General features: G+C 44.2%; 26 protein-coding genes. 7 read left to right on the top strand and 19 right to left on the bottom strand.

Translation table 11 applies throughout. From position 1 onward, the window contains the following. Position 1: 1 nt before the first annotated feature. The 3 genes from ACG3M1_RS18625 to ACG3M1_RS18635 form a co-directional block, all read right to left on the bottom strand. Positions 2-742 carry a BtpA/SgcQ family protein gene (locus ACG3M1_RS18625; protein WP_008818701.1) on the bottom strand — a complete coding sequence of 247 codons (741 nt, stop codon included), beginning with the start codon at positions 740-742 and terminating at the stop codon, positions 2-4. Between the two features lie 164 nt (positions 743-906). After that, complete coding sequence (locus tag ACG3M1_RS18630; RefSeq protein ID WP_009270507.1) at positions 907-1,317, bottom strand: PTS sugar transporter subunit IIA; 411 nt, start codon at positions 1,315-1,317, stop codon at positions 907-909. 517 nt (positions 1,318-1,834) lie between these two features. Further along, on the bottom strand, positions 1,835-4,549 hold the full coding sequence (locus tag ACG3M1_RS18635) for a sigma 54-interacting transcriptional regulator (RefSeq protein ID WP_009270508.1): 2,715 nt from the start codon (positions 4,547-4,549) through the stop codon (positions 1,835-1,837). Positions 4,550-4,684: 135 nt separating this feature from the next. Between ACG3M1_RS18635 and ACG3M1_RS18640 the strand changes: the two genes are divergently transcribed. Next, a complete protein-coding gene (locus ACG3M1_RS18640; RefSeq protein WP_009270509.1) occupies positions 4,685-5,902 on the top strand; it encodes an RNA polymerase factor sigma-54 in 1,218 nt (405 codons plus the stop codon). A 41-nt stretch (positions 5,903-5,943) separates the two neighbouring features. After that, entirely contained in the window at positions 5,944-7,170 is a 1,227-nt protein-coding gene (locus ACG3M1_RS18645) for an EAL domain-containing protein (protein WP_022300687.1), read from the top strand. Between the two features lie 257 nt (positions 7,171-7,427). Here the strand turns inward: ACG3M1_RS18645 and ACG3M1_RS18650 are convergent, their stop codons facing one another. From ACG3M1_RS18650 to ACG3M1_RS18675, 6 genes are all read right to left on the bottom strand, one after another. Further along, positions 7,428-8,030 carry a GNAT family N-acetyltransferase gene (locus ACG3M1_RS18650; protein WP_009270511.1) on the bottom strand — a complete coding sequence of 201 codons (603 nt, stop codon included), beginning with the start codon at positions 8,028-8,030 and terminating at the stop codon, positions 7,428-7,430. A gap of 120 nt (positions 8,031-8,150) precedes the next feature. Continuing rightward, complete coding sequence (locus ACG3M1_RS18655; RefSeq protein WP_008728976.1) at positions 8,151-8,882, bottom strand: GntR family transcriptional regulator; 732 nt, start codon at positions 8,880-8,882, stop codon at positions 8,151-8,153. Between the two features lie 43 nt (positions 8,883-8,925). Continuing rightward, positions 8,926-10,665 carry a class I mannose-6-phosphate isomerase gene (locus ACG3M1_RS18660; RefSeq protein ID WP_002607791.1) on the bottom strand — a complete coding sequence of 580 codons (1,740 nt, stop codon included), beginning with the start codon at positions 10,663-10,665 and terminating at the stop codon, positions 8,926-8,928. A gap of 2 nt (positions 10,666-10,667) precedes the next feature. Further along, positions 10,668-11,222, bottom strand: coding sequence for a glucose-6-phosphate isomerase family protein (locus tag ACG3M1_RS18665; protein ID WP_002607792.1), 555 nt, complete (start codon positions 11,220-11,222; stop codon positions 10,668-10,670). After that, positions 11,219-11,995 (bottom strand): glucose-6-phosphate isomerase family protein, encoded by a 777-nt coding sequence (locus ACG3M1_RS18670; RefSeq protein WP_009270513.1) that lies wholly within the window; start codon positions 11,993-11,995, stop codon positions 11,219-11,221. Before ACG3M1_RS18670 ends, ACG3M1_RS18665 begins: the two co-directional genes overlap by 4 nt. 167 nt (positions 11,996-12,162) lie before the next feature. Next, a complete protein-coding gene (locus ACG3M1_RS18675) occupies positions 12,163-12,921 on the bottom strand; it encodes a GntR family transcriptional regulator (RefSeq protein ID WP_008818691.1) in 759 nt (252 codons plus the stop codon). Between the two features lie 107 nt (positions 12,922-13,028). On the opposite strand from ACG3M1_RS18675, the gene deoC reads away from it, so the two are divergent. The 4 genes from deoC to ACG3M1_RS18695 all read left to right on the top strand — a co-directional run bounded on the left by deoC (position 13,029) and on the right by ACG3M1_RS18695 (position 16,665). Continuing rightward, positions 13,029-13,730, top strand: coding sequence for a deoxyribose-phosphate aldolase (gene deoC, locus ACG3M1_RS18680; protein WP_009270514.1), 702 nt, complete (start codon positions 13,029-13,031; stop codon positions 13,728-13,730). Further along, positions 13,727-14,596 carry an SDR family oxidoreductase gene (locus ACG3M1_RS18685; RefSeq protein ID WP_009270515.1) on the top strand — a complete coding sequence of 290 codons (870 nt, stop codon included), beginning with the start codon at positions 13,727-13,729 and terminating at the stop codon, positions 14,594-14,596. Before deoC ends, ACG3M1_RS18685 begins: the two co-directional genes overlap by 4 nt. Before the next feature lie 455 nt (positions 14,597-15,051). Then, on the top strand, positions 15,052-15,927 hold the full coding sequence (locus ACG3M1_RS18690; protein ID WP_009270516.1) for a beta-1,6-N-acetylglucosaminyltransferase: 876 nt from the start codon (positions 15,052-15,054) through the stop codon (positions 15,925-15,927). A 216-nt stretch (positions 15,928-16,143) separates the two neighbouring features. After that, the gene (locus tag ACG3M1_RS18695; protein ID WP_009270517.1) at positions 16,144-16,665 is read left to right on the top strand and encodes a hypothetical protein; all 522 of its coding nucleotides are present in this window, start codon (positions 16,144-16,146) and stop codon (positions 16,663-16,665) included. A gap of 168 nt (positions 16,666-16,833) precedes the next feature. Here ACG3M1_RS18695 and ACG3M1_RS18700 read toward each other — a convergent pair whose 3' ends face one another. From ACG3M1_RS18700 to ACG3M1_RS18725, 6 genes are all read right to left on the bottom strand, one after another. Then, positions 16,834-17,145, bottom strand: a complete 312-nt coding sequence (locus ACG3M1_RS18700; protein WP_002611076.1) for a hypothetical protein — start codon at positions 17,143-17,145, stop codon at positions 16,834-16,836. 73 nt (positions 17,146-17,218) lie between these two features. Then, positions 17,219-18,109 carry a PTS system mannose/fructose/sorbose family transporter subunit IID gene (locus tag ACG3M1_RS18705; RefSeq protein WP_002611078.1) on the bottom strand — a complete coding sequence of 297 codons (891 nt, stop codon included), beginning with the start codon at positions 18,107-18,109 and terminating at the stop codon, positions 17,219-17,221. A 2-nt stretch (positions 18,110-18,111) separates the two neighbouring features. Further along, positions 18,112-18,951 carry a PTS mannose/fructose/sorbose/N-acetylgalactosamine transporter subunit IIC gene (locus tag ACG3M1_RS18710; RefSeq protein WP_008818686.1) on the bottom strand — a complete coding sequence of 280 codons (840 nt, stop codon included), beginning with the start codon at positions 18,949-18,951 and terminating at the stop codon, positions 18,112-18,114. Between the two features lie 64 nt (positions 18,952-19,015). Continuing rightward, positions 19,016-19,507 (bottom strand): PTS system mannose/fructose/N-acetylgalactosamine-transporter subunit IIB, encoded by a 492-nt coding sequence (locus ACG3M1_RS18715; RefSeq protein ID WP_002611082.1) that lies wholly within the window; start codon positions 19,505-19,507, stop codon positions 19,016-19,018. A gap of 33 nt (positions 19,508-19,540) precedes the next feature. Continuing rightward, positions 19,541-19,969 carry a PTS sugar transporter subunit IIA gene (locus tag ACG3M1_RS18720; protein ID WP_002611084.1) on the bottom strand — a complete coding sequence of 143 codons (429 nt, stop codon included), beginning with the start codon at positions 19,967-19,969 and terminating at the stop codon, positions 19,541-19,543. A 496-nt stretch (positions 19,970-20,465) separates the two neighbouring features. After that, complete coding sequence (locus ACG3M1_RS18725) at positions 20,466-21,407, bottom strand: type I phosphomannose isomerase catalytic subunit (RefSeq protein WP_009270518.1); 942 nt, start codon at positions 21,405-21,407, stop codon at positions 20,466-20,468. Between the two features lie 163 nt (positions 21,408-21,570). Between ACG3M1_RS18725 and ACG3M1_RS18730 the strand changes: the two genes are divergently transcribed. Further along, a complete protein-coding gene (locus ACG3M1_RS18730) occupies positions 21,571-22,464 on the top strand; it encodes a sugar phosphate isomerase/epimerase family protein (protein WP_009270519.1) in 894 nt (297 codons plus the stop codon). Positions 22,465-22,593: 129 nt separating this feature from the next. On the opposite strand, the gene ACG3M1_RS18735 is transcribed toward ACG3M1_RS18730, so the two are convergent. The 4 genes from ACG3M1_RS18735 to ACG3M1_RS18750 are packed head-to-tail and all read right to left on the bottom strand — an operon-like array spanning position 22,594 to position 24,565. Next, a complete protein-coding gene (locus ACG3M1_RS18735) occupies positions 22,594-22,920 on the bottom strand; it encodes a hypothetical protein (RefSeq protein ID WP_395814396.1) in 327 nt (108 codons plus the stop codon). A 40-nt stretch (positions 22,921-22,960) separates the two neighbouring features. Continuing rightward, positions 22,961-23,533, bottom strand: coding sequence for an HAD hydrolase family protein (locus ACG3M1_RS18740; RefSeq protein ID WP_395814399.1), 573 nt, complete (start codon positions 23,531-23,533; stop codon positions 22,961-22,963). Continuing rightward, complete coding sequence (locus ACG3M1_RS18745) at positions 23,482-23,766, bottom strand: HAD family hydrolase (RefSeq protein ID WP_395814402.1); 285 nt, start codon at positions 23,764-23,766, stop codon at positions 23,482-23,484. The genes ACG3M1_RS18740 and ACG3M1_RS18745 overlap by 52 nt, the downstream gene beginning before the upstream one ends. Beyond that, entirely contained in the window at positions 23,744-24,565 is an 822-nt protein-coding gene (locus tag ACG3M1_RS18750) for a Cof-type HAD-IIB family hydrolase (protein WP_009270521.1), read from the bottom strand. The genes ACG3M1_RS18745 and ACG3M1_RS18750 overlap by 23 nt, the downstream gene beginning before the upstream one ends. Between the last annotated feature and the right edge of the window lie 12 nt (positions 24,566-24,577).

Raw genomic sequence — 24,577 nt, forward strand, 5'->3', positions numbered from 1 at the left:
CTTATTCTCCCTTTACTAAAGCATCTCTTACAGCAATCAATTTCTGTACATTCTTTTCATCGACAGTTCCTGTCGCAATATGAGTATCTTTGACCCAGCTTCCAACAATACCGCCATCTGCTACTGCAAATTGCTTGGTACAGTTTTCAGCTGTCAAGCCGGCACCTACGATTAACGGGAAATCGCCGATAATATCTCTGAATTCCTGAATTTTTTTCATGCTGGTTTCCTGACCGGTTTCATCCTGTGAAACCGCAATTGCATCACAGCGTGTCATAGCAGTTTTCAAATCTTCTTCCAGGCTTTTTCCGGATAAGTATGGTGTATGTTTAAAACGAACACCGCCGATGATATATCCGGGATATCTTGAACGATATAATTTGATGAATTCTGCAAAGCTGATGTCTTCACGCTCAATTAAATTACCTGCAATAGCATCAATCTGCACAAAGTGTGCTTCATATTTAATAGCTAATTCAAATGTCAAAGTGTTCTGGTATAAGCAATTAACTCCATAAATGTGATCTTTGTAGTTTTCCTGAAGATATTCTAAAACCGGAATCATATGATGATAGGTTCCAAAATAGTTTTCTACTAATACCGCATCAGCACCATTGTTGTAATACGTATCGATTTCCTGCTTAGCTATTTCAAATACTTCTTCATCTGTATTTCCTTTAAGATGTAACATTCCGATAATAGGTTTTTTCCAATTAAAAGCTTCTAAAAAATTTTTATTCATTTTATTTGTCCTCCTTTTAAAGTTCTTTTATGTTGCTACATGTGTTATTACAGAATAATAAGTTTAACATCCTTTACAATGATATTTAGGCAACTATCTTGTAAAGCTTCACAATTATCCCGTAGCCAGAAATTCTTTTTTCATGTCTCTCTCTCCTTCCTTTCCTAAAAATCTTCTTCTTCCTGTTTATCTATGCTCTTTCTACAGGTGATTCCTGTTTTAGCCTCATCCATAATATGTGCCATACGCTTCTCACTGACATCATCATGATCGCTCAGCAATACACTCAGCACCAGATTCAAATTCATACCCGACAGAACCGTTACATCGCCAAAGGCTGTCAGCTGCGATAAAGCCGTATGCACACTGCCTCCCAGAATATCAGCCAGTATGATCCATGCATCCCTGCTGTTTTCTATCTTCAAACGAAGCTGATCTGCATAATCCTGCGGATTCTGACCCGGATACAGGCAGAACACTTCCACACCCTTTGTAAGATCACCAATGATCATGGATGCGGAATGCAGCATACCCTTTGCCAGCTCACCATGTGATGCCAGAATTATGTTTGCCATATCTCTCATCTCCCTTCACTTTCTTACGTAGCAAAAAGCGTGCCAACTTAGCCTGCTCCATATAAAAAAACAAAATAACTGCTGCTTTCTGCAATTTTTCTTTCCAATCTCCCCTATAAGCTCTCTCAATATGATTCTTTTTGTGAGCTATAGCACATGAGTTTCTTTTCAAAATGTATATGTATCGACGCTATCCCGCTTTTTATCGACGCTAATCCAACAGGGAAGTGCTGTTATATAAAAAAACTCCATCATGCACACACTTTCCACCCCGGATACTGCAAACGCTCGATACCGATCGTGCATGTGAGTACCGTCTATGCTTCTGTGAAATATGCACATAAGCAGCTTCTCCTACATTTCATTATTTATAAATCGAAAGCCGTCGTATAAAGAGTGCTTTTTATGTCATGCTTTCCTGTATTATCAGGCTACTATGCGCTCTGGCTTTCGAATATCATCCTATATATAAAATGAAAGCCTTTAACACAGGGTATTCCTCCCGATATAAAGGCTTTCAATAACCGTCATCATGTTCCACATAATTGAATATATACCCGATTTCCTCAACCGGAATTTCCACACCGTAATACTCCTCCACGACACTGAATGCATGCTTCACACACTGAATGAAGGCAGCTTCCTGCTGTGCAAAATCCTCGATATCTGTAAAAATATCAATTTCTCTTCTTGTCACTAGGCGTTCAATCAGACAGCATATATGCACATACAGTCCGAAGCAGGTATTGTTGGTAAAGCGCAGTCCCAGCTCCAGCTGCAGCTTGTCAATCGCATCCGCAACATGCTCCAGAAGCTTGTTTGGATTGAGAATCGTCAGATTGTTCATAATATTTGACAAAGAAAAATTCTTCAGTATGTTTTGCTGGAAGGTCTTCATCTCCTCCTCCCGCATATAGTCCCGGAAATAGATGTTCAATGCATCCATTGTATCATTGATAATCAGGTCCTCGATCGGAATGAAACGGATTCCCTCAATATTGGGATTCAGCGTGCCTACAATGCAGATAACCTCATACGTGTCGAAAAAGGCGTCGTGCATCTGCTTCTCCAGCAAAGTATTATAATCATAGGTCAAAACCTGAATCGGAAAGTTATGCGGCAGGGAATCCGTCAGAATTGTTTTCAGCTTCTCTGCCGTACCGATCCCGCTGGCACAGGAGCATAAAATCACCTGCTCCTTTCTGCGATGCTCTACGATATGATAATGATATGCACTGTAGGTCTGCACGGCATCAAATATCTCCTGCATGCCGGTTCCCTGAATCATACCGTTTCCAATCTCAAGTGCCAGCTTGGTTGTCACATTGTTCATAATACCGATATTGGCATTCTGATTTTCTATCCCCTTATACAGGTCCTCCAAAGAGCCCATGTCCACCAATAGAAACAGTTCCTCAAAACGACCGATTTTGCTAAGATATCGGTTCAGACGCTCAATGATTTCCTGTGTCGTGACATGCAGCGGCATATCGATGGAATCAAAGACATAACGCCCCAGAAATTTGTTCACGGCATCCGCAAGAGAACTGGCGGTGGAAAAGCCATGTGCGATGATGATACCGATCCGCTTGTTCAAATCCTGCATACGATTCAGCAGCTTCAGGTGCAGGCACAAAATCACCGAAATCATATCCTCAAATTTCAAATCCAGGTTATTTTCAAGATGCTCACGGATTTCCCCTGCAATCGCATATTCTCTGGCAAGCTTCTGCTTCAGAAATTTCTGCAGAGCTGCCATCTGCTTGCGGTTCGCCTCCTGCCAGTTGCCAAGCTCCAGTGTATTCTGCATACAATCCGCAATACATGCCGTAATGGCGATCAGGTCATTGTTCACATACTTGAAGCCATAGCGCAGAGACAGCATATCGAAGATATTCGAAACAATCCCCTGAACATACTCATTTCCCGATAATGCTGCACTGCTTCGCAGCATCGTGGTCTCCTGATAGGAATGCATCGCTTTCCCTGCTTCATCAAGACAGACAGGAAACTCATGCGGTGCCTGAAATGCCGCAAGGATATGCTCCAGCAGCTGAATGATGGGGCGCTCCTTCGATACAAAGCTTTTCAGTTCATGAACAGGAATCATACGCTGACTTTCTCTGGACACCGATTTCCCGCTATCCTTTCTTTCCCGCAGCTTCTCCGGAAGATTGAATGCACGGATTTCCAGAATACTGCTTTTTTGATCGGATGCAAATAATGCATTTACACAGCTTGCCTGTATCGCATTCTTTAATTCTCCGATGTTTCCTTCGCATTCACAGCTTAACAGCAGACGGTATACAAGCGATGATATATGAATCGACTTATGAATACGCTTTTCCTCATCCTGAAATATGGAATGAATCAGCTGCAGCCGCTCGTGAGAGCCGCGCTCCGCAAGGGATGGGACAGTGACAATCATTGGAATCCTTCGCAGCAGTGTTTTTAAAAGGACCTCCTGCGGCTTCTCCGTAGTCGCAAATATCAGACGGACACTGGATGTATACCATTTTTCATTATCGCCAACCATATGATAGATGCCTTTATCCATAAACAGAAACAGCTTTTCCTGGCATTCCGCCTTCAGACAATGCACCTCATCCAAAAACAGAACACCGCCCTCTGCCAGCTTGATCAAACCGGGATTATCCCTGTCAGCTCCGGTAAACGCCCCTTTTTTGTGACCAAACAGGTTGGCAGTCAGCAGCTCCGGATTGTTCGCATATTCACTGCAGTTTACAATCAGAAAATTTCTATCCTCCGCTATCAGTCCCTGATTTATTGCATACTCATACATAAGCTGCGCCAGAAAGCTTTTTCCGGTTCCTGTCGGTCCATACAGCAGAAGTGGAAGACCGGAGGGCGGATAGGATATCGTCGCCTTACACTGATTTACCAGCGAAGCCAGACTTTCATCATAGCCAATCAGCTTCTCAAAATCCTGCGGCTGATGCGGCTGCAGCGCTTTTTGAAATTCCTCAAGGGAAATGAATTCACGCTGATGCAGTGAAACACCATACATATCCTCTATCGTATCCCCGTCATAAAAAACGACCGGTCTGGTATTGATTTTAAGCAGACGTCCTTCGGCAAACAGCTGATTGAGATACTGTGAAACCATATTGCGGCTCAGCTGCAGCTGTTCACTGATATACAGCGAGTTCCCCTGATCGCTCAATTCAAGCTTTGTAGCCTCCACCACATAGGCATATACCTTTTCCAACATACTGTTACCAACTCCCTTTCCTTATGATAAGTGTATAGGGCAAAGATTTGAAAGTCAATGTGGAAACTTATGGAAACGTGCAAATGTTGGCACGCTTTTTGCTAGGTTATAAAAAAGAGTGATAGAGGTGATGATATGACACAATTCCTGCAGCAGAATCAGACCATGAAGCAGACACACATCCTGACACACAAGAATCAGCAGGCATTAAAGATTTTGAAGATGGACAGCCGGGAATTGCTGGAGCTGATTTCCGAATGTGTACAGCAGAATCCGTTTCTTGATTTCCATCCCAGTGCACAGGGTGACGATTATCTTTTGCAAAATGCGATACAACGACCGTCCTTACAGGAGGATCTGTATATGCAGCTGCACACGCTGCGTGAGCCCTATGATGAAGCTATCTGCGCCTATCTGATTGAATCGCTGGATGAACACGGCTTTTTAAGCGGCTCTGTTTCCACATATTGTGAGGACCTGCAAATTGATGAGGAGACATTGCTGAGTCAGCTTCGCATCCTGCAGAGTTTTGAGCCCTGTGGAATTGCGGCACGCAGTATTCGCGAAGCCCTGATTCTGCAATGCAGGAAAACCCGTAATACCATGGGAGAACAAATCCTTTCAGAATATGCACAGGAGCTTGCTGAGGGTGATTTAGCGGCAATCGCAGGAGGGATGCAGCTGAGCGTCAGGGAGGTAAAGGAGGTCATTGCTTCCCTGCGCACCTGTAATCCGGATCCCTGTGCAGCGTACGCAAAAGAACACGTGGAGACGATATTGCCAGAGGTAGAAAACTGTGTACAGGACCAGCAGCTTCAAATCGTACCCATGCGCTATGGCGCTACGCTTGTGCAGGAGCAGTATGTGCAGGCAATCGAACAAAATGAGCAGCTGAAAGCCTATTTCCGTGAGGCGAATCTGCTGTTTGAAACACTGAATCGCAGAAATGCCACGCTGTTACTGATCATGAATGAGCTTGTTAGCATACAGAAGCATCATTTTCTGTTTGGGGATGAGCTGCAATCCTGCACGCTGCAGCAACTGGCAGATCAACTCGGTCTGCATGTTTCAACCGTATCACGAGCCTTACAGCACAAATACTACCTTTTTCACGGGGAATGCTATCCAATCCGCAGCCTGCTGCGTACAGCCACTGCACAGGGTGACAGCAGTGATGCGGTACAGCGGGCAATCACAGAAATCCTGCGCCATGAGGATCCCTCACATCCGTTCTCCGATCAGCAGCTCGTCATCAAGCTGAGGACGATGGATATCAGCGTATCACGCAGGACCGTCACCAAATATCGTAAGCTTCTGCATATTCCAAGCAGTACACACAGAAAGCATACATAAAAAAAGAAAAAGCGGCAACACTTTACAGCAGAGGTGTCGCTATGAAAAAAACAAATACAGGCCATGCACAGGAGCAGCCTTTGAACTGCTGTGTCATGACCATGGGAATCAAGCATGCAGAACAGCTTGTGCTGCTGTTTGGAAAAACGCGGGTGATGCAGCTTATGAATCAGCTTTCTGAACAGGCACAGCACCTGCTTCCCAAAAGAGCGCAGATTGCACAGCTTTTAGATTACCGTCTGCTTTTTCTGCTGCCGTCCTATACACGACTGGATGCGCTGCGTCTGGTATATGATCTGGATGACTGCTGTGATGCAATCGCGCAGCAGCTGTATGCGGCACGGCTTGCTTTATCGTTCGGCATCTGCCTGCCGTATACCTCGGATACCCTGGAGGATGCAATACAGTGTGCGGAATACTGCCGCCTTCATGATCGGGACTGCGAGCGGTTTTCCACATCCTATGCCTTTTATTCCAGACAGGCCAAGGAACAGCTGCATCACCGCTACCAGCTGGAACAAAAAATTCTAAACGCCCTGCACCGACAGGAATTCGAGCTGTTTCTACAGCCGAAAGTCAATACAAAGACCCGGCAGGTCGTTGGTGCAGAGGCACTGCTTCGCTGGATTCATAACGGCGTCTGTATACCCCTGCAGGAATTTCTTCCTGTCGCAGATCAGAATACCTGCATCCGACTGCTGGACACCTATATGTTTGAACGCGTCTGTCAGCTTCTTGCACAGCGCCATGCACAGGGAGAGCCGCTCCTTCCTATCAGTATTAACGTATCCAAAGCTTCCTTTGAGGACGGACACTACTATCTTGGAGAAATCCTCGATATCTGTAAACGCTATGGTGTTGATCCTTCCTTGCTGGAGCTGGAGCTGCATGAGGATATTCCCTTTGAACATAAAGAGCAGGTACAGATGTTTGTGTTGAGACTGAAGGGGGCTGGACTGCGTTGTTCCCTGGATGATTTTGGAAGCTCCCGCTGCAACCTGCATGTCCTGAGCTGGATCGATGTGGATATGGTAAAGCTGGATCATTCCTTTTTTGCCGGTCCATGGAACAGCCGCCAGCAGATACTCTTACAGCACATCATCCCTATGCTGCACAGGCTTCACATCCCCATACTTGCGGAAGGTGTGGAAACACAGGAGCAGGTACAGTTTCTCACAGACCTGCACTGCACGCTGATTCAGGGCTTTTATTACTCCCCACCGGTTTCTGTTCATCAATTCTTCCAAGAAAATGAAATTATCGAGTAATTCACTGCTGAAAGCACATTCTGGCAATACGCAATAATCCAAAGAACGAAACGGCATCGATTCATGCTATCACATATACAGAGTTGCACATATAAGTATTGGCAATTTCACGGTTTATCCATTTAGACAGGAAAACCACAGAAATGTAAAAAGGAAGCACATGTCTGCCGCTAAGCGTACAGACCCTGCTTCCTTTTATTTAATTGAAATGCATTCAACTCTTACTTGTCAGAATGCTGACCTGTATGTCTCCCTGCTTACAGCTTGTCCAGCTGTTCCCCGATAATCCTCCAGGCGGTCTCATTGTCCTTTGCAAAGGTTTCGGCATTCGCATGAAAATTCACCGGCATACTTCCCATATACGCCGTAAAGCCGAGACGCTGATACATGGAAATTGCTACATAGCTGTTCGTCTGTGTCGTCAGATACAGAGGATGCTCACAATGCAGACTGCTGTACAGCTGAATCGTTTTCAGCATCAATGACTTCGCAAGTCCCTTTCTCTGATGCCGTTCATCAACACCAACCCAGTGCACCCGCATACGGTGCTCTCCGAAATGATATCCCTCCCAGACGGAGGATGTACCTGCAAGCTGTCCGTTTTCATCAACCACCAGAATCATATTCTGCTGAAGCTCCTTTGGTTGAGCTTCGAAGGTTTCTTCAAAATAACGTCTGCCCGCCTCCATGCTATCCAGCTGACCAAGCGATACATGCAATGCAATCCAGGCCTCCTTATAGGAAGGCTCATAGGGGTGAAAGGAATACCCCTGTGCCAGTGGGATATCCGTGATCACCGGTGGCTGTGTCAATACCATCAGCACCGGATAATAGGGAATACGCTTATCTAAGGTTGTCATAGGTTCCTCCATTCTCATACGCTGCATGCGTACGATTCTCGCATGTATAGCGTTATGCATTGACTGCTTTACAAATTATCATCCCTTATCCTGAAAAAAGGATGCGAAGCAATCGCACCCTTATCCAAGCTCAATAGAGTAGGAATAACGCTCTCCCGGATAATAGGAAATCGTATACTCCAGAACGTTGCCTTCATGATCATAGGATACACGTTCTCTAATTAGCAGCGGATCGCCTTTTTTAATATCCAGCTTCTCCGCTTCTTCTTTTCGGGCCGTTATCGCCTTGAAATTCTCACGCGTTTTCACCGGCTTGCGGATATTCAGCTCATCCAGCAGCGCATACATGCTCCCTGTATATTTTTCATCCTCCAGCGGCAGATTTCTGTCTCTGGAAAAATAACTGACAAAATACACAATCGGCACATCATCCCCGGTCCGCACACGATCCAGCCGATACACCAGATCACCCTTTTTGCATCCAAAGATATCCGCCACATGCCGGTCTGCCTTTACAAGCTCGATATGTGCCCAGCGTGTCCCCGGCTGTATACCGCGCTCCAGCATTTCATTTGTGAAGCTTTTGATACCTGCAAGCTGCTCTTCAATTTTATTTTGAAACAGAACTCTGGTTCCCTTGCCGCGGGCACGCTCAACGAGCCCTTCACTCTCCAGCTGTGCGATTGCCTGACGCGCAGTAATTCTGGATACATGAAAGATTTCCTGCAGCTGTGCTTCACTCGGTAAAGAATCACCAGGTGCATATTCCTTTGATAAAATCTTATCCTTGATGATCTTCTTTATCTGTATATATAACGGAACGGCTCCCTTGCCAAAATCCAGCTTTTCCATGAAGTCACCTCCATGTAACTATTATATCATGTATGCGTATATTTTAGGAGTTATTTCTTACGTAAGCCTTCATAATTCCGATTTTGCTGCCGACAGACTCTCCATAAGGACGAATCGTATATTTACCGGTGCTTGCCGGAACAATGAAGGTTTCCGCATAATGGACAACAAACGGTTCGAATTTTCCTTCTTCACTTTCCACAACAGCTTCTCTTCCTTCCACAAGATTCAGCATGTTGACGGTACCGGCGGTATCATGATGGGTGATGGTTTCTGTCCAGTATCTTCTTGTTTCGATGAATTCCAGCTCATGCAGACCTGTGTGTTCTTCCACATAGTCCTCTGTGCGCTTCACCTCATGAATTGCATTTACAAGGTTTTCCTCACACCATTTTGTCGTACGGTCCCACTGAATAACCTCTTTACCATGCTCCACATGTACCGGTCTCGGGCGGCCATCCAGACCAACGCGTCCCCAGTCCCACAGCTTGAAGGTAAAGATATACGGAGTTGCACTGATTTCCAGCACCATCGCCTCACTACCGGAGCAGTGGCAGGTACCGGCAGGAATCAGGAAGTGGTCATGCTTCTTCGCAGGGAACTTATTGATGTATTTCTCTGCATCAAATTCAATTTCCCCTTTGTTTGCACGGCGTAAATCCTCAATCATCTGCTTTTGATCCACACCGTCCTTCAGACCCAGATATACACAGGCACCCTCTCCGGCATCCAGCATATAGTAGCTTTCATCCTGTGTATACTGCATACCAAACTGCTTTTTGATATATTCTGTCAGCGGATGTACCTGCAGACTCAGATTCTGTCCGCCCATGGTGTCCAGGAAGTCAAAACGGATCGGGAATTCCGCACCGAAGCGTGCATAAACCTGATCACCAAGCAGCGGCTTTGGCTGATACAGCACCAGATCCATTGCCGGAATCTCCACGACAGCATCTGCAAATTCCAGATACAGGGAGTTTTCCTCCGGTACACCGTCAAAGCTCCATGCGAAATTGGATTTTTCACGGTCAAGATCACAGACCTCCTTCATCCACTGTCCACCCCATACACCCGGGTCGAAATACGGAACGGTACGGAACGGCTGCTGTGCAATCTGCTTCAATGCATCGCGCAGTGCAGTACCAGGAATCATTTTCGGATCATTTGCCTTATTGGTATCAATCAGCCAGTCGATATCCTCAAACACTGACATCTTGTGCTTATCGGCAATCCGCCATTCAATGAAGAATCCGCGCTTATTCTTACGCAGCGGGTCTTCGTCATAATTGCTGCACTTATAATTTCCCATACCCGCACGATAACGCATCTGAATTTCCCAGCGTGCCATATCGAAATACACCAGCTTATCGCCAGGATGTACCAGTGATGCTCCAAAGCCGTACACGATTACGAGACCATCGGCTTTTTCCACCTGCTGTTTCGCAGCCTCCAACTTCTCCATATCAATAAAATCAGAAACCTCTCCATAATACATCTTGCCGAATACACGGTCATCGGTTAGGATATACTTCAGCTGCTCTGTAATTGTTTTTTCTTCCTTGAATACATCAATCATATTGATCAGCACGGAAGGCTCCAGCTTTTTCAGCTCTGTAAGGATTTCCTCATCCCGTACCCCCGGATACACATCACATGTGATGACATACTTTCCGGATGGGATTTCCTTTTTCAACGTATCCAGAATATTGTTGTAGCCGACAACAGCAGCGTGCTCATGTCCTTTGATTTTTGTTGATGGAAATTTGTTGTAATTGCTTTTCATCTCTAGTCCTCTACTTTCTCAAAACGAAGGGTTCCTTCTTCTTTATATACGCGATATCCAAACGGCTGACGTTCAACTGCGGCATAATCATGGCCTGCATCACATGGCCAGCAGGCACCGATTTTCATCGGCTCCTCACCGGTATTGATCAGCCGGTGTGCAAGATGTCCGTCAATATGGTGAAGAGAGCCGGGATAGGTTTTTTCTGCCCAGGTTGTCCCATCCTCATCCATCAGCATCAGCAATCCTTCTCCGGCAATGCAGAAATAAAATTCCACACATTTCCGGTTTTCATGCCAGTGTCCGCGGGTCATATTGCATTCGCCGTTTACCAGTACGGGATACAATACAGTCAGCCCCCAGTTCAGATTGCCTGCGCGTTTGTCATCCCCCTGTGTATAGTGATATACCTCATACATCAGCGTATCATCCGCAAGTGCAGATTCTGTACGATAGAAGCCTTTCGCATCCTGATACAGCTTGACGGAGGTGTTTACCTCACTGCCTCTGATTACATCCTGAAAATCATGAATGACTTTTGGTTCAATGACGTTCATTTATGAAATTCCTCCCATTCCTTTTCCTTCAGCTGCGGTCTTGATACAAACAGAAAGCGATCCGGGTCTTCAATAAACTGCGTATAGATCGGCTTGCCCGGCTCCAGATCAAATTGCGGATAGTCGTGTGCAGCTATCACGTGCAGCTTTGCATTTTTGTAGGCAGGATTTATTTCCCAGGTAATATTACCAGCCTCTACGACCGGAAAATAGGCAATTCCATGATGGGCACGCACTTCCTCATAATCAAAGCCGAAATCCCGAACACACCATGCACCGAAGGTCAGCGACTTTTCCACATTGGCGTTGATGGTGGCATGCACCCAGCCCGGTGGAACGATGACAACTTCCCCTGCTTTCGCATGGACTGCGTAACAGTTTCCCGCATCGTCCTTTCCATATTCCTGCATATAGATAAAGGCTTCACCGTCCCATATCTCATACACCTCGCAGGTTGAAGACTGGCAGGACGGGGATATTGCGTGAATATGCCCCTGGGAACGAACCGGTTCCTTTCCAAGGGTTCCCTTTGCATAGGTCACAGCACCATACAGCAGATTGCGTTCTGTAATCGCTGTGTGATCCTGCTTTCTTCCTACATCCATAACAATGCTGTAAAGAATTTCAGGACCTGTACAGGATGGATCCTGCAGGGAGGAGCGGATTGCTTCCAGCGTTCTTTTTTCCGGCTTCGGACCAAACACGTCCGGTCCATAGACAAATTCCATATCCTTCTCTCTGCTTTCGATATCAAAGCCAGGATAGAATTCCATATAACCACCTCCTAGTTGTTATATCATTATGTCATTTACACCTGTATTGTATCCTGTTTCCCTTCTTCTGTCAACCGCTAAAAAGAAAAAAAGCAGGCAAAATTTGCATCCCTTTGCATACTGCTCACAATTCATCTGAAAAGAAAAAACCGTCACCTGAATGACAGTTAATTCTCTCTGCGAATCAATCGCATCTTAAACTTATTACGATCTCCGCGGTACTCCGCAATCGAATATTCCACTGGCTCATCCTGCTGTGTATAGGCAACCGTTTCCACATGCATCAGGACGCCGTCCTCCTCCATATTCAGAATCGTACGCTCCCGCTGACCCGCTTTTCTTGCCTCTACAGTACGATCGACATAGGCAACCTCAGTCTGATATTTCTGTGAGAAGATATCATATAAGGAAGACTGTTCGAAATCCTCCAGCTCGATATCCAAAAAGTGCTCATACGGTACAAAGGTATTGACCAGAACCATCTCCTCATGATCTGCATAACGAAGGCGCTGGAGGTGAAATACCCGTTTGCTTTTCGGATAAATCTCCACACACTCCTCCGGCAGCTCAATCACCTCACTGACGATCACTCTGGTGGATGGGGTCAGATGAAGACTGCGCATTTCCTCATCAAAGCTTCCCAGCTTCTGAAAGAAGTAGCCTTCAATTTTCGGACGTGACACAAAGGTCCCCTTTGCTTTATGCCGTGTGATGTAGCCTTCATTGATCAGTTCGGAAAAGGCCTGCCGCACAGTTGGACGCGAAATATCCAGCAGCTCACAGAACTCCGCTTCGGTCGGCAGCTTGTCCCCGGCCTGAAAAATCCCCTGCTTCAGCAGCTCCACCAGCTGTGTCTTCAGCTGAAAATATAAGGGCACCGGTGATGCCTTACTGATTGTAAACTGTTTTGCGATTCGCTCATCCATAATTGTCCGACTCCTTTTCACAATATCTTAATTATAACGGATTGACTTCTGTTTGACAACTTAAGTTCGTAATGTTATAATGTAATTACATTAAAGGAGGGTATTATATGGATATCATCAATACACTAACAGAAAAATCACTCGCCAAATATTTCGATCACACCTTTTTAAAGGCATATGCGACAAGAGCAGACTTTGAAAAGCTATGTAAGGAAGCTAGGGAGCTGGGTACTGCAATGGTCGCAATCAACTCCGCACAGGTACGCGTTTGCAAAGAGCTGCTGAAGGGATGCGATGTGCATGTGGGTGCTGCAATTTCCTTCCCGCTGGGACAGACTGTTTTGGAAATCAAGGTGGAGGAAACAAAAAAAGCAATACAGGATGGATCTGATGAAATTGATTATGTCATCAATATCGGTGAAGCAAAGATGGGACACTGGGACTATATTGAAGAGGAAATGCGTCAGATTACAGAAATCTGTCGTGCGCATAAGGTTATCAGTAAGGTCATCTTTGAAAACTGCTATCTGGAAAAGGAAGAAATTAAAAAGCTGGCGGAAATCGCAAAAAAGGTGAAGCCGGATTATATCAAAACAAGTACAGGCTTTGGAACCGGCGGAGCTACGCTGGAGGATGTTCGTTTGATGAAGGAAACAGTCGGGGATGATGTAAAGGTCAAGGCTGCCGGAGGTGTGCGTGACTGGGAAACCTGCAAGGCTATGATTGAGGCAGGTGCTGAACGAATCGGTACCAGCAGCTCCATTGCTATTCTGGAAGGCTTCCGAAACGAAAGAGGTCAGCAGAAATGAAAACAATGGTGATTACAGGAGGTAACGGATTTATCGCATCTCTGGTAAAAGAGGCTATGCAAAGCACCATGGAGATCATCCCACTTACAAGAAAAGAGCTGGATTTAGGGGAAACTGCTGCTGTTCGCAGCTGGTTTAACACCCATGATTACGATTATGTTTTTCATACCGGAGCTATGGCACAGACAGCGGACTGTGAAAATCATCCGGAGCTGACACACCGCATCAATGTGGACGGTACGAAGGAAATCGCCAAGGCCTGTAAAGAGAAGAATGCCCGCTTGATTTTTATCAGTACCGAGCAATGCTTCAATGGCAAAACTGAGGAGGGACCGTTCACAGAGGATACACCGTTATGCTCGGTTACGGCATACGGCAATCACAAGGCGGAATGCGAAGCCTTTATAACCTCCGTGCTGGAGGACTACATCATACTGCGCTTTTCCTGGATGCTTGGCATGAGTCGTCCGGGAATCAAGGCATCACCGAACATTATTCGTAACGTTATGAATGCCATGTTCTATCAGACACCTGCTAAATTTACGGTGAACGAGATTCGAGGAATGACGTATGCACAAAAGCTGGCGGATGTATTTGATAAAATTATCGAGCTGCCTTCCGGTATCTATCATGTATCCGATACCAACACGCATAACACCTATGAGTCCGCTAAAATCGTAGCACAGAAGCTGGGATTCACACAGGAACAGATCGATGCCTGCATCCTTCCGAATCATGAGCGGTATGCAGATCGCTTCCGGGATTATCGTCTGGATACTCAAAAGCTGAAAGCACATGGAATTGATTTTGGTACCTTTGAAGAAAATGTGGATGCCTGTCTGAAGGATTTCGGCTGGCTGAAATAACACGAAAAAGAATATCCTGTTTTTGTTGACAGGATATTTTTTATCAGCATACATAGAAATATAATCCGTCAAATCAGAATATACCAAAGAGTGCACTTACGAACCGCATAGGTAATCTTATCAGATTGCCTTTTTTTCCATACGATCAAAGCGTTGATTCCATAATCCCCTTCACACTCTTTAGGCGGAAATAAATAGATAACATTTTTTCTATAAACCAGCTTAATGTCTATATATAGATACTATATTATCCGTTTTCATATGATCTAATTCAACCTAATAAAATCAATAGATCAGCATTTTCCCTTCCGAATTTAAACAGCTTTATGCTTAATTACAGCAAATCACTGCCTGCTATACCTTTTCTTCCTACCTTCCAGTTTCTAATGACGATTATCACTACAATTTTCATCTGAAAATGATATAATAGACTGGTAGTATATGGAGGAATGATTATGAAAATAGCATATCTGATGCATTCAGACCGGAAATACGATGAGGTTGTAGAAACGATCAATCAGCTTACCAAACAAGGGGATCACGTTTTTATCATGATAAATGATGATGATCTCAGAGAGCAGGTTCAATTTGTGTACATGGATTATTCCAGAGTACATATTTCCCACACACAGGAATTCGCTCAGGAAGGCGATATGTCAATGGCAAGGGGTACACTGATTCAAATGAAGGAAGCTGTTCAGATAGGCTTTGATTATTATATCAATTTGAATGATGGTATGATGCCGATAAAAACGAGGGAGGAAATTACCGCATTTCTGGAAGAACAGAATGGTAAGGATTTCTATTATGTGGAAACATCTGAGAAAGAGGAGCCTGCGCTGCGTAAAAAGACTTTAAAGTATTATCCCTTCACAAATCTTCTGGCCTTTCCCAGAGGAAAAGCGACACGTGCTATTACCAGAGGCTTTGGAAGCTTACTGTATGCTTTGCACATCCGCAGAACTCTGGATGATGTCATTCAAATTGGCAGTCCCTGGTTTATGCTGACGCATACCAGTGCACAGATCCTTGCAGATAATTTTGACTATTGCTCCACGACATTCAAATTATCCTGGTATGCCGAGGAAATGTATATCCCTATGATGCTGGATAAGTTTGGAAATAAATGTGTTGAGCATGTAAATAATGATTATCGTGTTGTAGGAAACGGAAAATGGGAACGCAGTCAAAACACACGCACAACAACACAGGAGGCGATTGACCGATATCCGGAGGCACTGTTTGCGGGTGCTATTCTCGTAGATGAAGATTTCACTCTATATGAAAAATATTTCGATATATATAATGCTAATTTAGAAACGGAAGAATAACTGATCATCGGTTATTCTTTTTTTTCTTAGCTTAACTGTTAAAAAAGTTAATTATTCCATTTTTCTGCTAAAAATGCAATAATCAACACAAATTCTAATTAATAATCTATAATTAGTTTAGAAGGAGGGTAATGGAAAGGAGGGAAGTAATCTCATTATTATATTCTCATAATCCTCTGTTTCGTTCAATGGCATATATCAAGTGAGGTGAGAAAAATGAAAAAGATTTTTAGAATTTTTACACTAGCATGCTTCTTAGTTTTATTAAATTTAGCCTTTGTACCAGCAACTCATGCCTTTACAGATGATGTTAGAGATAATGAGAAAATTATCACTGTATTTGCGAATTTGGATAATCAAATTGAGGTTAATAGTGTAGTTCAAAATGCATTTGATTCATATAATGCTGATATTGTAAGGGTTCTAGATATCAGAAATCAATATAATCTATTAGCTGCTGATGAAGGATGGGTAACAAATAGTGCCCAATATTATTATGGCGATATGATTCATGGGTCAAAAGGAACTATAAAATGCTATGTTGTACAAACATCTAAGCCCTCAGTTTCTTCATGTAGTGGTTCTGTATATGTAGCTGGCAATGGTGTGAAATTTGTCTCTAAATCGATAAGCAATAATAATTCATTAAGCGCCAGATTAAACTGGACTATTCGCTTAGAGGCTTCAAGTGGATCCATTCCGACTACCAAATCACATTCTGTAGGTCTTTACAGCTAAGGTTATGATTTAAACACTCGAATATAATATTAACCCATTCTGGAAAAAAAAGCCATGGCAACTTTGTAAAATCGTGTCATAGCTTTTTTTGTTTACTAATATATTTATTGTTTATATAAAACTATACAAACAAACTCTATATTTACTTATCTTAAATCAATACGTTTTTTAAAACCCTTTCAATTCATCAATCATTGCTAAAACATGCTTCTTCCCATTACGGAAGCTCATGAAGGACATAATGGTGAATCCACCAGATAGAATTGCACCAACCAGAGCAATCCATTTAACTACATTTCGGACTGTATCACTGATATCCGGTAAAATAGGATCTTTCATGCCGGTAAATCCCCAGACACAAAGGCCTGCAGTCACAAGGAAAATAATCCCTCCAACCTTGACCCAGCTTCCGAGCCGTCGTACCAGTATATTTTCAGACTGTATTTTCTGTTTCAATGCATCCTTCTCTGATTTCTTCATCACTTATACCTCCTGTTATAAAGAAATCATCCCCACTTGGGAGGCAGGGATGATATTTCTATTTTTTTGTTGATTAGTAAGACAGATTTGGATCGAAGAATCCAACAAGAACACCGACGATAGCTACAACAACCATCAGCAGCATAATTTTGATTGGACTAATTGCTTTCTTAGCCATTAACCACCAGCAGCCCAGTACGAACAGCAGAGTCAATACGCCAGGGAATGCGCCATCCAGTTTTTCCTGCAGTAATACAGGTACTTCCTGAGTTCCTGTAACCTTTTCGATTACTTTGGAACCTTCAATAACCATTTCTGTTTTATTCTGAATAGAAGTTGTCAGCTGTACAGAAGTAGTAATAGATACCCAAGTACCAGCCATAGCACCAACGATTACCTGACCCATAACGATTACGGATTCACGTAATGCAGTTGCCTGCTCACCAACGATAACTTCTACAGCAGAACCACCAAGTTCATAACCTTTGTTATAGATCCATTTCTGGAAGAAGATACTAGTCACGTTCCATACAACGATATAGAACAGAGGACCAATAATGGATCCGCCTTCCGCAAGACCTAATGCAATACCTAATAAAACTGGAATATACGTACCAACGATCAGAGAGTCACCGATACCAGCCAGAGGACCCATCAGACCTGCACGAATACCATTGATCATTTCATCATCGATTTCTTCAGCACCGTTTGCACGAGCTTCTTCAAGACCAGCGGTAATACCAACTACGATAGAACCAATCTGAGGCTCTGTGTTGAAGAATGGATAATATGTCTGCAGCTTTTCAGCCTGTTCATCTTTTGTTTCATATAATTCCTGGATAATTGGTAACATGGACCACATGTAACCGAATGTCTGCATGTGCTCATGAGAGAAGCAAGTCAGGTTACCATAGAACCAACGCCAGAAAGAACTATTTAATGACTTTTTCGATACCTTTTTCATAATTAAATGTCCTCCTCATCATCGTCAATTCCTGCAGGACCTGCTGCAGCTCTGTTTCTAATCATTGTCATCTGGTAGTTAATCAATGCAAATACAGCACCAACTGCAGTTGCAGCGATCAGTGTCAGGTGCATAGAACCTGCCAGTGTGAAACCAAATAAGAAGAAGATCAGGTCAGTTGCCTTGTTTACAACGGATTTCAGCAGGATTGCGATTCCGACTGCAGGCAGCAAGCTACCTAATGTAAACAGGGATTTCATATACCAGGAACCCATAGGCAGTGCTTCCTTGAACTGGTCAACAGCATCTGCACCATAATAAACAATCAGCATAACTGGGATGAAGGAAATCAGTAAGTGAGAGATAAGAGGGAAAATAACTTCAACCTTACCGACAATACTGAAATCTTTCTTGTCCAGACGAGCCCATCCAATGTGCTGCCAAACAAGGTTCATCATCGCAGTTCCGTAGAACTGTACAGTACCTACAGTACCAACCATAGCACCTAAAGCACCTGCAAGACCGCTTGCTTCAGAACCACCAAGGTCAAGACCCTGAGATTTTGCAAGAGCCCAAGCCAGAGGGATACCAATGTAAGAAACGGCACGTAAATCCGCTGCTACGGTACCACCTGGAGTTACCAGCGCGATATAAATAATCTGCATAGGGACTGCAATCTGAATACATCCCTTAACGTCACCAAGGATCAACCCTACAAATACGGATGCGATCAATGGTCTGTTCAATGTGTAGTTACCAACTGTAGTACCTAAACATGCAATTGTGGAGGCCGCACAACAACTCATAAGACCGAGTAAAGCAGCCTGTACCCAAGAAATCATAAATTCATCTCCTTTTCCTTTTTGAATTTATCTAATCTAATTCGAACACAAATCTCCCAATTTATTAGTATCCGAATTTAGATCTGAATTTTGGCCAGGAACCGATAGCAGTTTCTTCCAGCAGTGCAAAGAATACATCGTAACCAGCGTTTGTCATCGCTTCGCATGCTTCTGCTTCTTCCTGTGTGATGGACTGGTTCTGTCCCAGCTTGGTAGCGCCCGGACGGTCGTTGCAAGGTCCGATAACAACACGTTTTACATCACTTGGTACAAACTTGTTGTCAACCAGCAGCTCTTTCATGTCAACCGGATTCTTCGTAATCAGGAAGTATCGCTTGTTGCTGTCAAGCACCGTCTGTGCCTTCTCAAGGAAGTGTTCCTTTGTCCATACAAATACTTTTTTGTCCGTGGATGCTACGAATGACTGTTTCAGAACAGGTGTGGTAGCAGCCTTGTCGTTTACTGCGATAATACCGTCACAAGGATATTCCTTGGACCAGCGTGTGATGATCTGACCGTGAATGATACGATCGTCAACTCGTACAAAACTAATCATGATTTATGTCCTCCTTAGATTAAATTCCGATGTTTAAATATCGTCTTCCGCGTCATCGCTCTCTACCTTGAATTCGGTAAGACCGGCATGACCCTCGCTCAGCAGCGTTTCTTTCAACAGCTCTGCATCGTCAAAATTATCTTTCATCAATACGGCGGTGATTGCCAGCGGCATATTCATACCTGCAATCACTAATGTGTTTGGCATCAGGCCTTTTTCATCAAGAACAGCCAGTGCGTTGGTGAATGGAGATCCACTCAGAATGTCTGCCAGCAGAATAACACTGTCGTCTGCATTCAGCGGCTCAACCAGTGTTCTGAAGTTAGCTGCAAATTCATCAGCACTCATATCTGCCTTCAGACTTGTACTCAGGACATCGTCACGTTCCCCTGTCATCATTTTGACAGCGGAATGCAATCCCGGTGCAAATTCACCATGACTTACCATAATCACGTATTTCATTTGTCGTCCTCCTTTTTTTCACGGACACAGAACAAAACTACGGTGTGAAAGGCCAAAAAAATATTTTGGCTTCCCTACCAAATCCTTTTTCTTACCTGCCTTATGCATTTACCTATACTTAACAGTACAGATGATAATCGTGGAAAATCATCTGTTTTTTTATGCTTTTGCATAGAAAACAGGGATTTTTCAGCATGTCTCATAAGGTATACGTTTTGAAACACCAGACCATACCAGCTCTGTCTGTGTTATGGCAGCTTTCACATTTCGAAGTGACCAGCTTTCGTTGAAATGTAATCGCTTACCTCCGCTATTTACATTGTAATCTTACACCACGTTCCTCGTAATTTCAACTGTTTTGATAAATTTTTCTCACATAATTACAAATGTAATCACACATTTTAACCAAAATGTCCTATCTGAAATAGAAAAAAACGCATATTTACAGCTATTTTTAGCAGTATACACGTTTTTATGTGAATATTGTGTGAAAAATTTATCTTACAAAACTTACCAGAATACGTGCCTTCCCACAGATTTCAATGTCCGCACAGCCCGCCGGTACGAAAATATTCTCAGTAAATGCAAATGGAAGCTCTTCTCCCTGATAGCGAAGGACACAGTCTGCGGAAACATTGCTCAGACAGTAAAAGCGCTTTTCATCCTGCGGCAGCACGTAGCTTCCCGCAACATCCACCAGGCGCACACTGAATTCCCGCCGGTCAACCAGCAGCTTCTCCTGTGTGGTATCCGCATCCGTAAAAGGTGTTGCCACTTTATTACAGTGCAGTCCGAAATCTGCGACATCAAAGCTTTTATCGATATGCAGCTCTCGCTCCCTGCCATTCGCATCCTGACGATGATAATCATAAAACCGATAGGTCGTATTGGAATTCTGTCCAATCTCGAGTGCGAGAATGCCTTTTCCCAGTGCATGCAGCATACCGGCATCAATGCATACGAAATCACCGGCCTCCACCTCGACCTTGCGCACATAATCCTCCACCTGATCATTTTCGACAGCAGCTTTGATCACCGCTGCATCCGACGCAGTCGTTCCGGCCACCAGCGTAGCTCCCTTATCTGCTTCCAGAATATACCAGGATTCTGTTTTCCCTTCATCGTTTTCATGCGCTCTTGCATATTCGTCATACGGATGTACCTGAATGGATAAATCCTCTCTGGCGTCCAGATATGCAAGGCGAAGCATCTGATGCAGCTGTTTTTCTCCCAGTATAGATTGCGGATTCGCCTGAATCACCTCATCCAGCGTTTTCCCTGCATATTCTCCATTCAAGATAACATTTTTTGCATATGGATGGGCACTGATCTCCCAGCAGGTGCCCATCCCTTTTTCTTCCATACCGCGCATGGTTGTCAGACGGTCGTTTGCCCATATTGTTTTGTCATATATAGGCTTTAACTTCATAGGATACATACGATCTACCTCTTTTCTTATTCCTTTTTCAAACAGATTATACAATGGAACCTATCAAAAATCAACAAATTGTAATTACATTATAACATTTTTTAAGAATTTATTTGAAGCCGATTGCAAGTATATTGTTATAATGTTATAATATTGTCAGGGAGGTGAGCTTATGTACACATCTGTAATTACTGACCAGATTGATGAAGATCTGGAAACCGCCTTACGTATAGCCAAGCTTTATGGTTATACGCACATAGAGCTGCATAATGTATTTGGGAAAAGTATTGAAGAGTGCAGCCTAAAGGAAATCAACACCATTCGCACCTTGCTGGATACCTATGAACTCAAGGTTTCCTGTATCGCCAGTACCGTCTTCTTTCTGTGTCCGCTGATGGAGAACGATAAAGTAAGTCTGTTTAATCCGGCATTTCATGCGATTGAAGGGGATGTCCCTACACATCTTCGCTATTTGAAAAATGCATGCCGCATTGCTAAAAAGCTGAACTGTCCAAGGGTACGCATCTTTCCTTTCCGCTTTCCGGATAACCGGCCGCCTGCCTATGGCACACAGGAGCATATCGCTCTGATTATGAAAAATGTCCGGCAGGCTGTGCAGATTGCGGAGGAGGAGCATGTGACGCTGGTGCTGGAAAACTGTCCGTATTCCCACCTTCCTAAGGGTCATATGAGCATTCAGATCGTGAAGGCCATAAAAAGTGACTATCTCAAGCTGCTATGGGATCCGGCAAACAGCTACCGTGCCTATAAGGAAAATGTCCCTGCGGAGTATCTGACCTTTTCACTCGAGGAGGAGCTGCATTATATCTATCCTTGGATCGATCACATCCATATTAAGGATTATGCATACAATGCCGCACTGGAAAAGCCGTTTCAGCATGTTGCCTTCGACATGGGAGATATCGACTTCATGATGATTTTTTCCAATCTGCGAAAATACGGATATGAGAATGCCGTATCGCTGGAAGCAGAAACCGATTATAATGAAACACTCAAGAGTATGAAACGCATGCAGGACTGGGTTACATTGTCCGATAATACCTGATGCCTAAAAAAACCTGTTTTCCTTACGCAGAGCAAGCTGCCTTGAGGAACAGGTTTTTTATAAGAAATATTTAAGTATACAAAAGCGCAGATAAAACCCGCCCTTTTCAGAAGCGGGTTACTTTTATCATCAACTCATCAGCATCTGAATGCCTAAGAAAATAAGCAGGATTATGATAGGAAGCCCCAGCAGAATGACATAGGCGAAATTCACCTTATGCACGACCTTGTTCCAGTTTTTCTCTACGAAATAATACCGGTCATCATCGGTTTTCATAATGACATCGGTTTCCATCAGATTGGCGATGGTGTATGCAATCACCGAGGTGGACAGTCGAAGATTTTTAAATGCATCGTATCCAACGGCCGTATCCGGTGTGAGCGCGTAATGCTTTTTCAGAACATCCATAACCATCCTCGCCGATGTCTGTCCTGTTGTTGTTTTTTTCTTAGCCATAAAAACACTCCTTTAAGTTATTTACTATGTTGTTTGTACTCTATTCTATAACAAAAGTCACAGCTTCTGCAACACTTTTTACAACATGTGCAGCTTCCCTGCGCACTTCCTGTGCTGCCGAAGCCATACAGAAGCTGGCTTCCACCTCATGAAACAGTGGAATATCGTTGGCACCATCCCCGATGAATGCGACCTCCTCCTGTGACAGCTTCCAATACTCCAGTGCCTGTAAAAAGGATTTTCCCTTATCGATTCCCTTACGGGTGATTTCGATGTAATCAAAGGATGTCGGCAGGATTTCATAGGCATCCTGAAATTGCCTGCGCAGAATCGGCAGCCAGGTATCCCGGCGTTCCTGTGTATACGTATGGATACTGATTTTCACCACCGGCTCCTGCTTCTCCTTCAAATATCGCAACAGATCCCGATCAGCAATATCACCGAGGTAGGCAAGCTGCTCTCTTACCTCGTTCCAGTGCTCCGGTGCATACTGCTCCCTCATAAAGAAGAAGGTGCTTTGCTCATTGCAGACAAAGGGATTGATCTCATCCACATGATCCTTTAAAAACTCCATAATGCGTACTGCATCCCCGGCTTCAATGTGCTCCTCCATGACCTTCTTATCATGAATCCAGTAGATCCACCGTTATTTCCGATAATCATATCCACAGCAAGTCTATAACGGCTAATCAACTTCTGACAGAAGCCGTAATCCCGCCCGGTTACAATACCAAAAGCAATGCCGCGCTCTGCCAGCGTATGAATCGCCTGCACATCCTGCTGTTGTATGTTGCCATGTACATCGATCAGCGTTCCATCCAGATCACTCAGAAACAGCTTCATCATCACACACCCTGTCAATCAATCCATAATGTAAAAGTGCCTGTGCAATTCCGTTTCTGCTGCACAGCCCGCTCACATAATCCGCTGCTTCCTTCACAGCCTCTCTGGCATCCCCCATCGCAACGCCGATGCCACATGCTTTTATCATTTCCAGATCGTTGTAATCATCCCCGAAGCTGATCACATCCTGCATGCTCCAGCCCATCGCTTCACATATATGCGATACGCCCGTTGCCTTGTCATGGGCACCGTTGATATCGTAAAAGCAGGTATCAAACGGTGTAAACAAAAACTGCGGGAAGCGCTGTTTCATCATTTCCAGATCAGCATCCTCTATTTTAGCGACAGCTGCCAGGGGCATGGTATCCTGCAGATAGCCCTCGGATTCCCGCTCATCCACCAGAATATCCAGTCGTCCCAGAAAATTCTGCAGCATATTGGCAATCCGCTTATAGCCGTGATAGCAGTGTGCCGCATCCTGACACTGAAACATCAATGCATTATCCGTCTTTTTAAAGGCATGGATCAGACTTCGTGTTTCCTCCATGGAAAAGCTGTAATGATAGAGCACCTCATGCTGTGCATTGCGCACAAATGCGCCGTTGCTGCAGACGAAGTAATCAAAGCTCACCTGCTCCAGCAGACTCTGTTCCATAGCAAAAGGAGGTCTGCCACTGGCGATTGCCAACTTCACTCCCTTCCTTGACAGCTCATTCAGAGCATGGACACACGATGCAGGAACCCTGCGGTTCCCTTTCGTTACCAGAGTACCGTCAACATCAAATACCGCTAGTTTAATCATAGCTTCCTCCTC

It is taken from the genome of Clostridium sp. 10cd* (assembly GCF_044336395.1).
Taxonomy (GTDB): Bacteria; Bacillota_I; Bacilli_A; order Erysipelotrichales; family Erysipelotrichaceae; genus Clostridium_AQ; species Clostridium_AQ innocuum.

Excerpts from the sequence above, each read along its gene's own strand:
- ACG3M1_RS18725 (WP_009270518.1), bottom strand. The coding sequence starts at position 21,407 with ATGTATCCTATGAAGTTAAAGCCTATATATGACAAAACAATATGGGCA.
- ACG3M1_RS18675 (WP_008818691.1), bottom strand. The coding sequence starts at position 12,921 with ATGGATGAGCGAATCGCAAAACAGTTTACAATCAGTAAGGCATCACCG.
- ACG3M1_RS18655 (WP_008728976.1), bottom strand. The coding sequence starts at position 8,882 with ATGGAAAAGCTGGATTTTGGCAAGGGAGCCGTTCCGTTATATATACAG.
- ACG3M1_RS18645 (WP_022300687.1), top strand. The coding sequence starts at position 5,944 with ATGAAAAAAACAAATACAGGCCATGCACAGGAGCAGCCTTTGAACTGC.
- deoC (WP_009270514.1), top strand. The coding sequence starts at position 13,029 with ATGGATATCATCAATACACTAACAGAAAAATCACTCGCCAAATATTTC.
- ACG3M1_RS18635 (WP_009270508.1), bottom strand. The coding sequence starts at position 4,549 with ATGTTGGAAAAGGTATATGCCTATGTGGTGGAGGCTACAAAGCTTGAA.
- ACG3M1_RS18690 (WP_009270516.1), top strand. The coding sequence starts at position 15,052 with ATGAAAATAGCATATCTGATGCATTCAGACCGGAAATACGATGAGGTT.
- ACG3M1_RS18630 (WP_009270507.1), bottom strand. The coding sequence starts at position 1,317 with ATGGCAAACATAATTCTGGCATCACATGGTGAGCTGGCAAAGGGTATG.
- ACG3M1_RS18670 (WP_009270513.1), bottom strand. The coding sequence starts at position 11,995 with ATGGAATTCTATCCTGGCTTTGATATCGAAAGCAGAGAGAAGGATATG.
- ACG3M1_RS18685 (WP_009270515.1), top strand. The coding sequence starts at position 13,727 with ATGAAAACAATGGTGATTACAGGAGGTAACGGATTTATCGCATCTCTG.
- ACG3M1_RS18735 (WP_395814396.1), bottom strand. The coding sequence starts at position 22,920 with ATGGCTAAGAAAAAAACAACAACAGGACAGACATCGGCGAGGATGGTT.
- ACG3M1_RS18710 (WP_008818686.1), bottom strand. The coding sequence starts at position 18,951 with ATGATTTCTTGGGTACAGGCTGCTTTACTCGGTCTTATGAGTTGTTGT.
- ACG3M1_RS18730 (WP_009270519.1), top strand. The coding sequence starts at position 21,571 with ATGTACACATCTGTAATTACTGACCAGATTGATGAAGATCTGGAAACC.
- ACG3M1_RS18660 (WP_002607791.1), bottom strand. The coding sequence starts at position 10,665 with ATGAAAAGCAATTACAACAAATTTCCATCAACAAAAATCAAAGGACAT.
- ACG3M1_RS18705 (WP_002611078.1), bottom strand. The coding sequence starts at position 18,109 with ATGAAAAAGGTATCGAAAAAGTCATTAAATAGTTCTTTCTGGCGTTGG.
- ACG3M1_RS18720 (WP_002611084.1), bottom strand. The coding sequence starts at position 19,969 with ATGAAATACGTGATTATGGTAAGTCATGGTGAATTTGCACCGGGATTG.
- ACG3M1_RS18715 (WP_002611082.1), bottom strand. The coding sequence starts at position 19,507 with ATGATTAGTTTTGTACGAGTTGACGATCGTATCATTCACGGTCAGATC.
- ACG3M1_RS18700 (WP_002611076.1), bottom strand. The coding sequence starts at position 17,145 with ATGAAGAAATCAGAGAAGGATGCATTGAAACAGAAAATACAGTCTGAA.
- ACG3M1_RS18665 (WP_002607792.1), bottom strand. The coding sequence starts at position 11,222 with ATGAACGTCATTGAACCAAAAGTCATTCATGATTTTCAGGATGTAATC.
- ACG3M1_RS18695 (WP_009270517.1), top strand. The coding sequence starts at position 16,144 with ATGAAAAAGATTTTTAGAATTTTTACACTAGCATGCTTCTTAGTTTTA.
- ACG3M1_RS18745 (WP_395814402.1), bottom strand. The coding sequence starts at position 23,766 with ATGATGAAGCTGTTTCTGAGTGATCTGGATGGAACGCTGATCGATGTA.
- ACG3M1_RS18740 (WP_395814399.1), bottom strand. The coding sequence starts at position 23,533 with ATGGAGGAGCACATTGAAGCCGGGGATGCAGTACGCATTATGGAGTTT.
- ACG3M1_RS18625 (WP_008818701.1), bottom strand. The coding sequence starts at position 742 with ATGAATAAAAATTTTTTAGAAGCTTTTAATTGGAAAAAACCTATTATC.
- ACG3M1_RS18650 (WP_009270511.1), bottom strand. The coding sequence starts at position 8,030 with ATGACAACCTTAGATAAGCGTATTCCCTATTATCCGGTGCTGATGGTA.
- ACG3M1_RS18750 (WP_009270521.1), bottom strand. The coding sequence starts at position 24,565 with ATGATTAAACTAGCGGTATTTGATGTTGACGGTACTCTGGTAACGAAA.
- ACG3M1_RS18640 (WP_009270509.1), top strand. The coding sequence starts at position 4,685 with ATGACACAATTCCTGCAGCAGAATCAGACCATGAAGCAGACACACATC.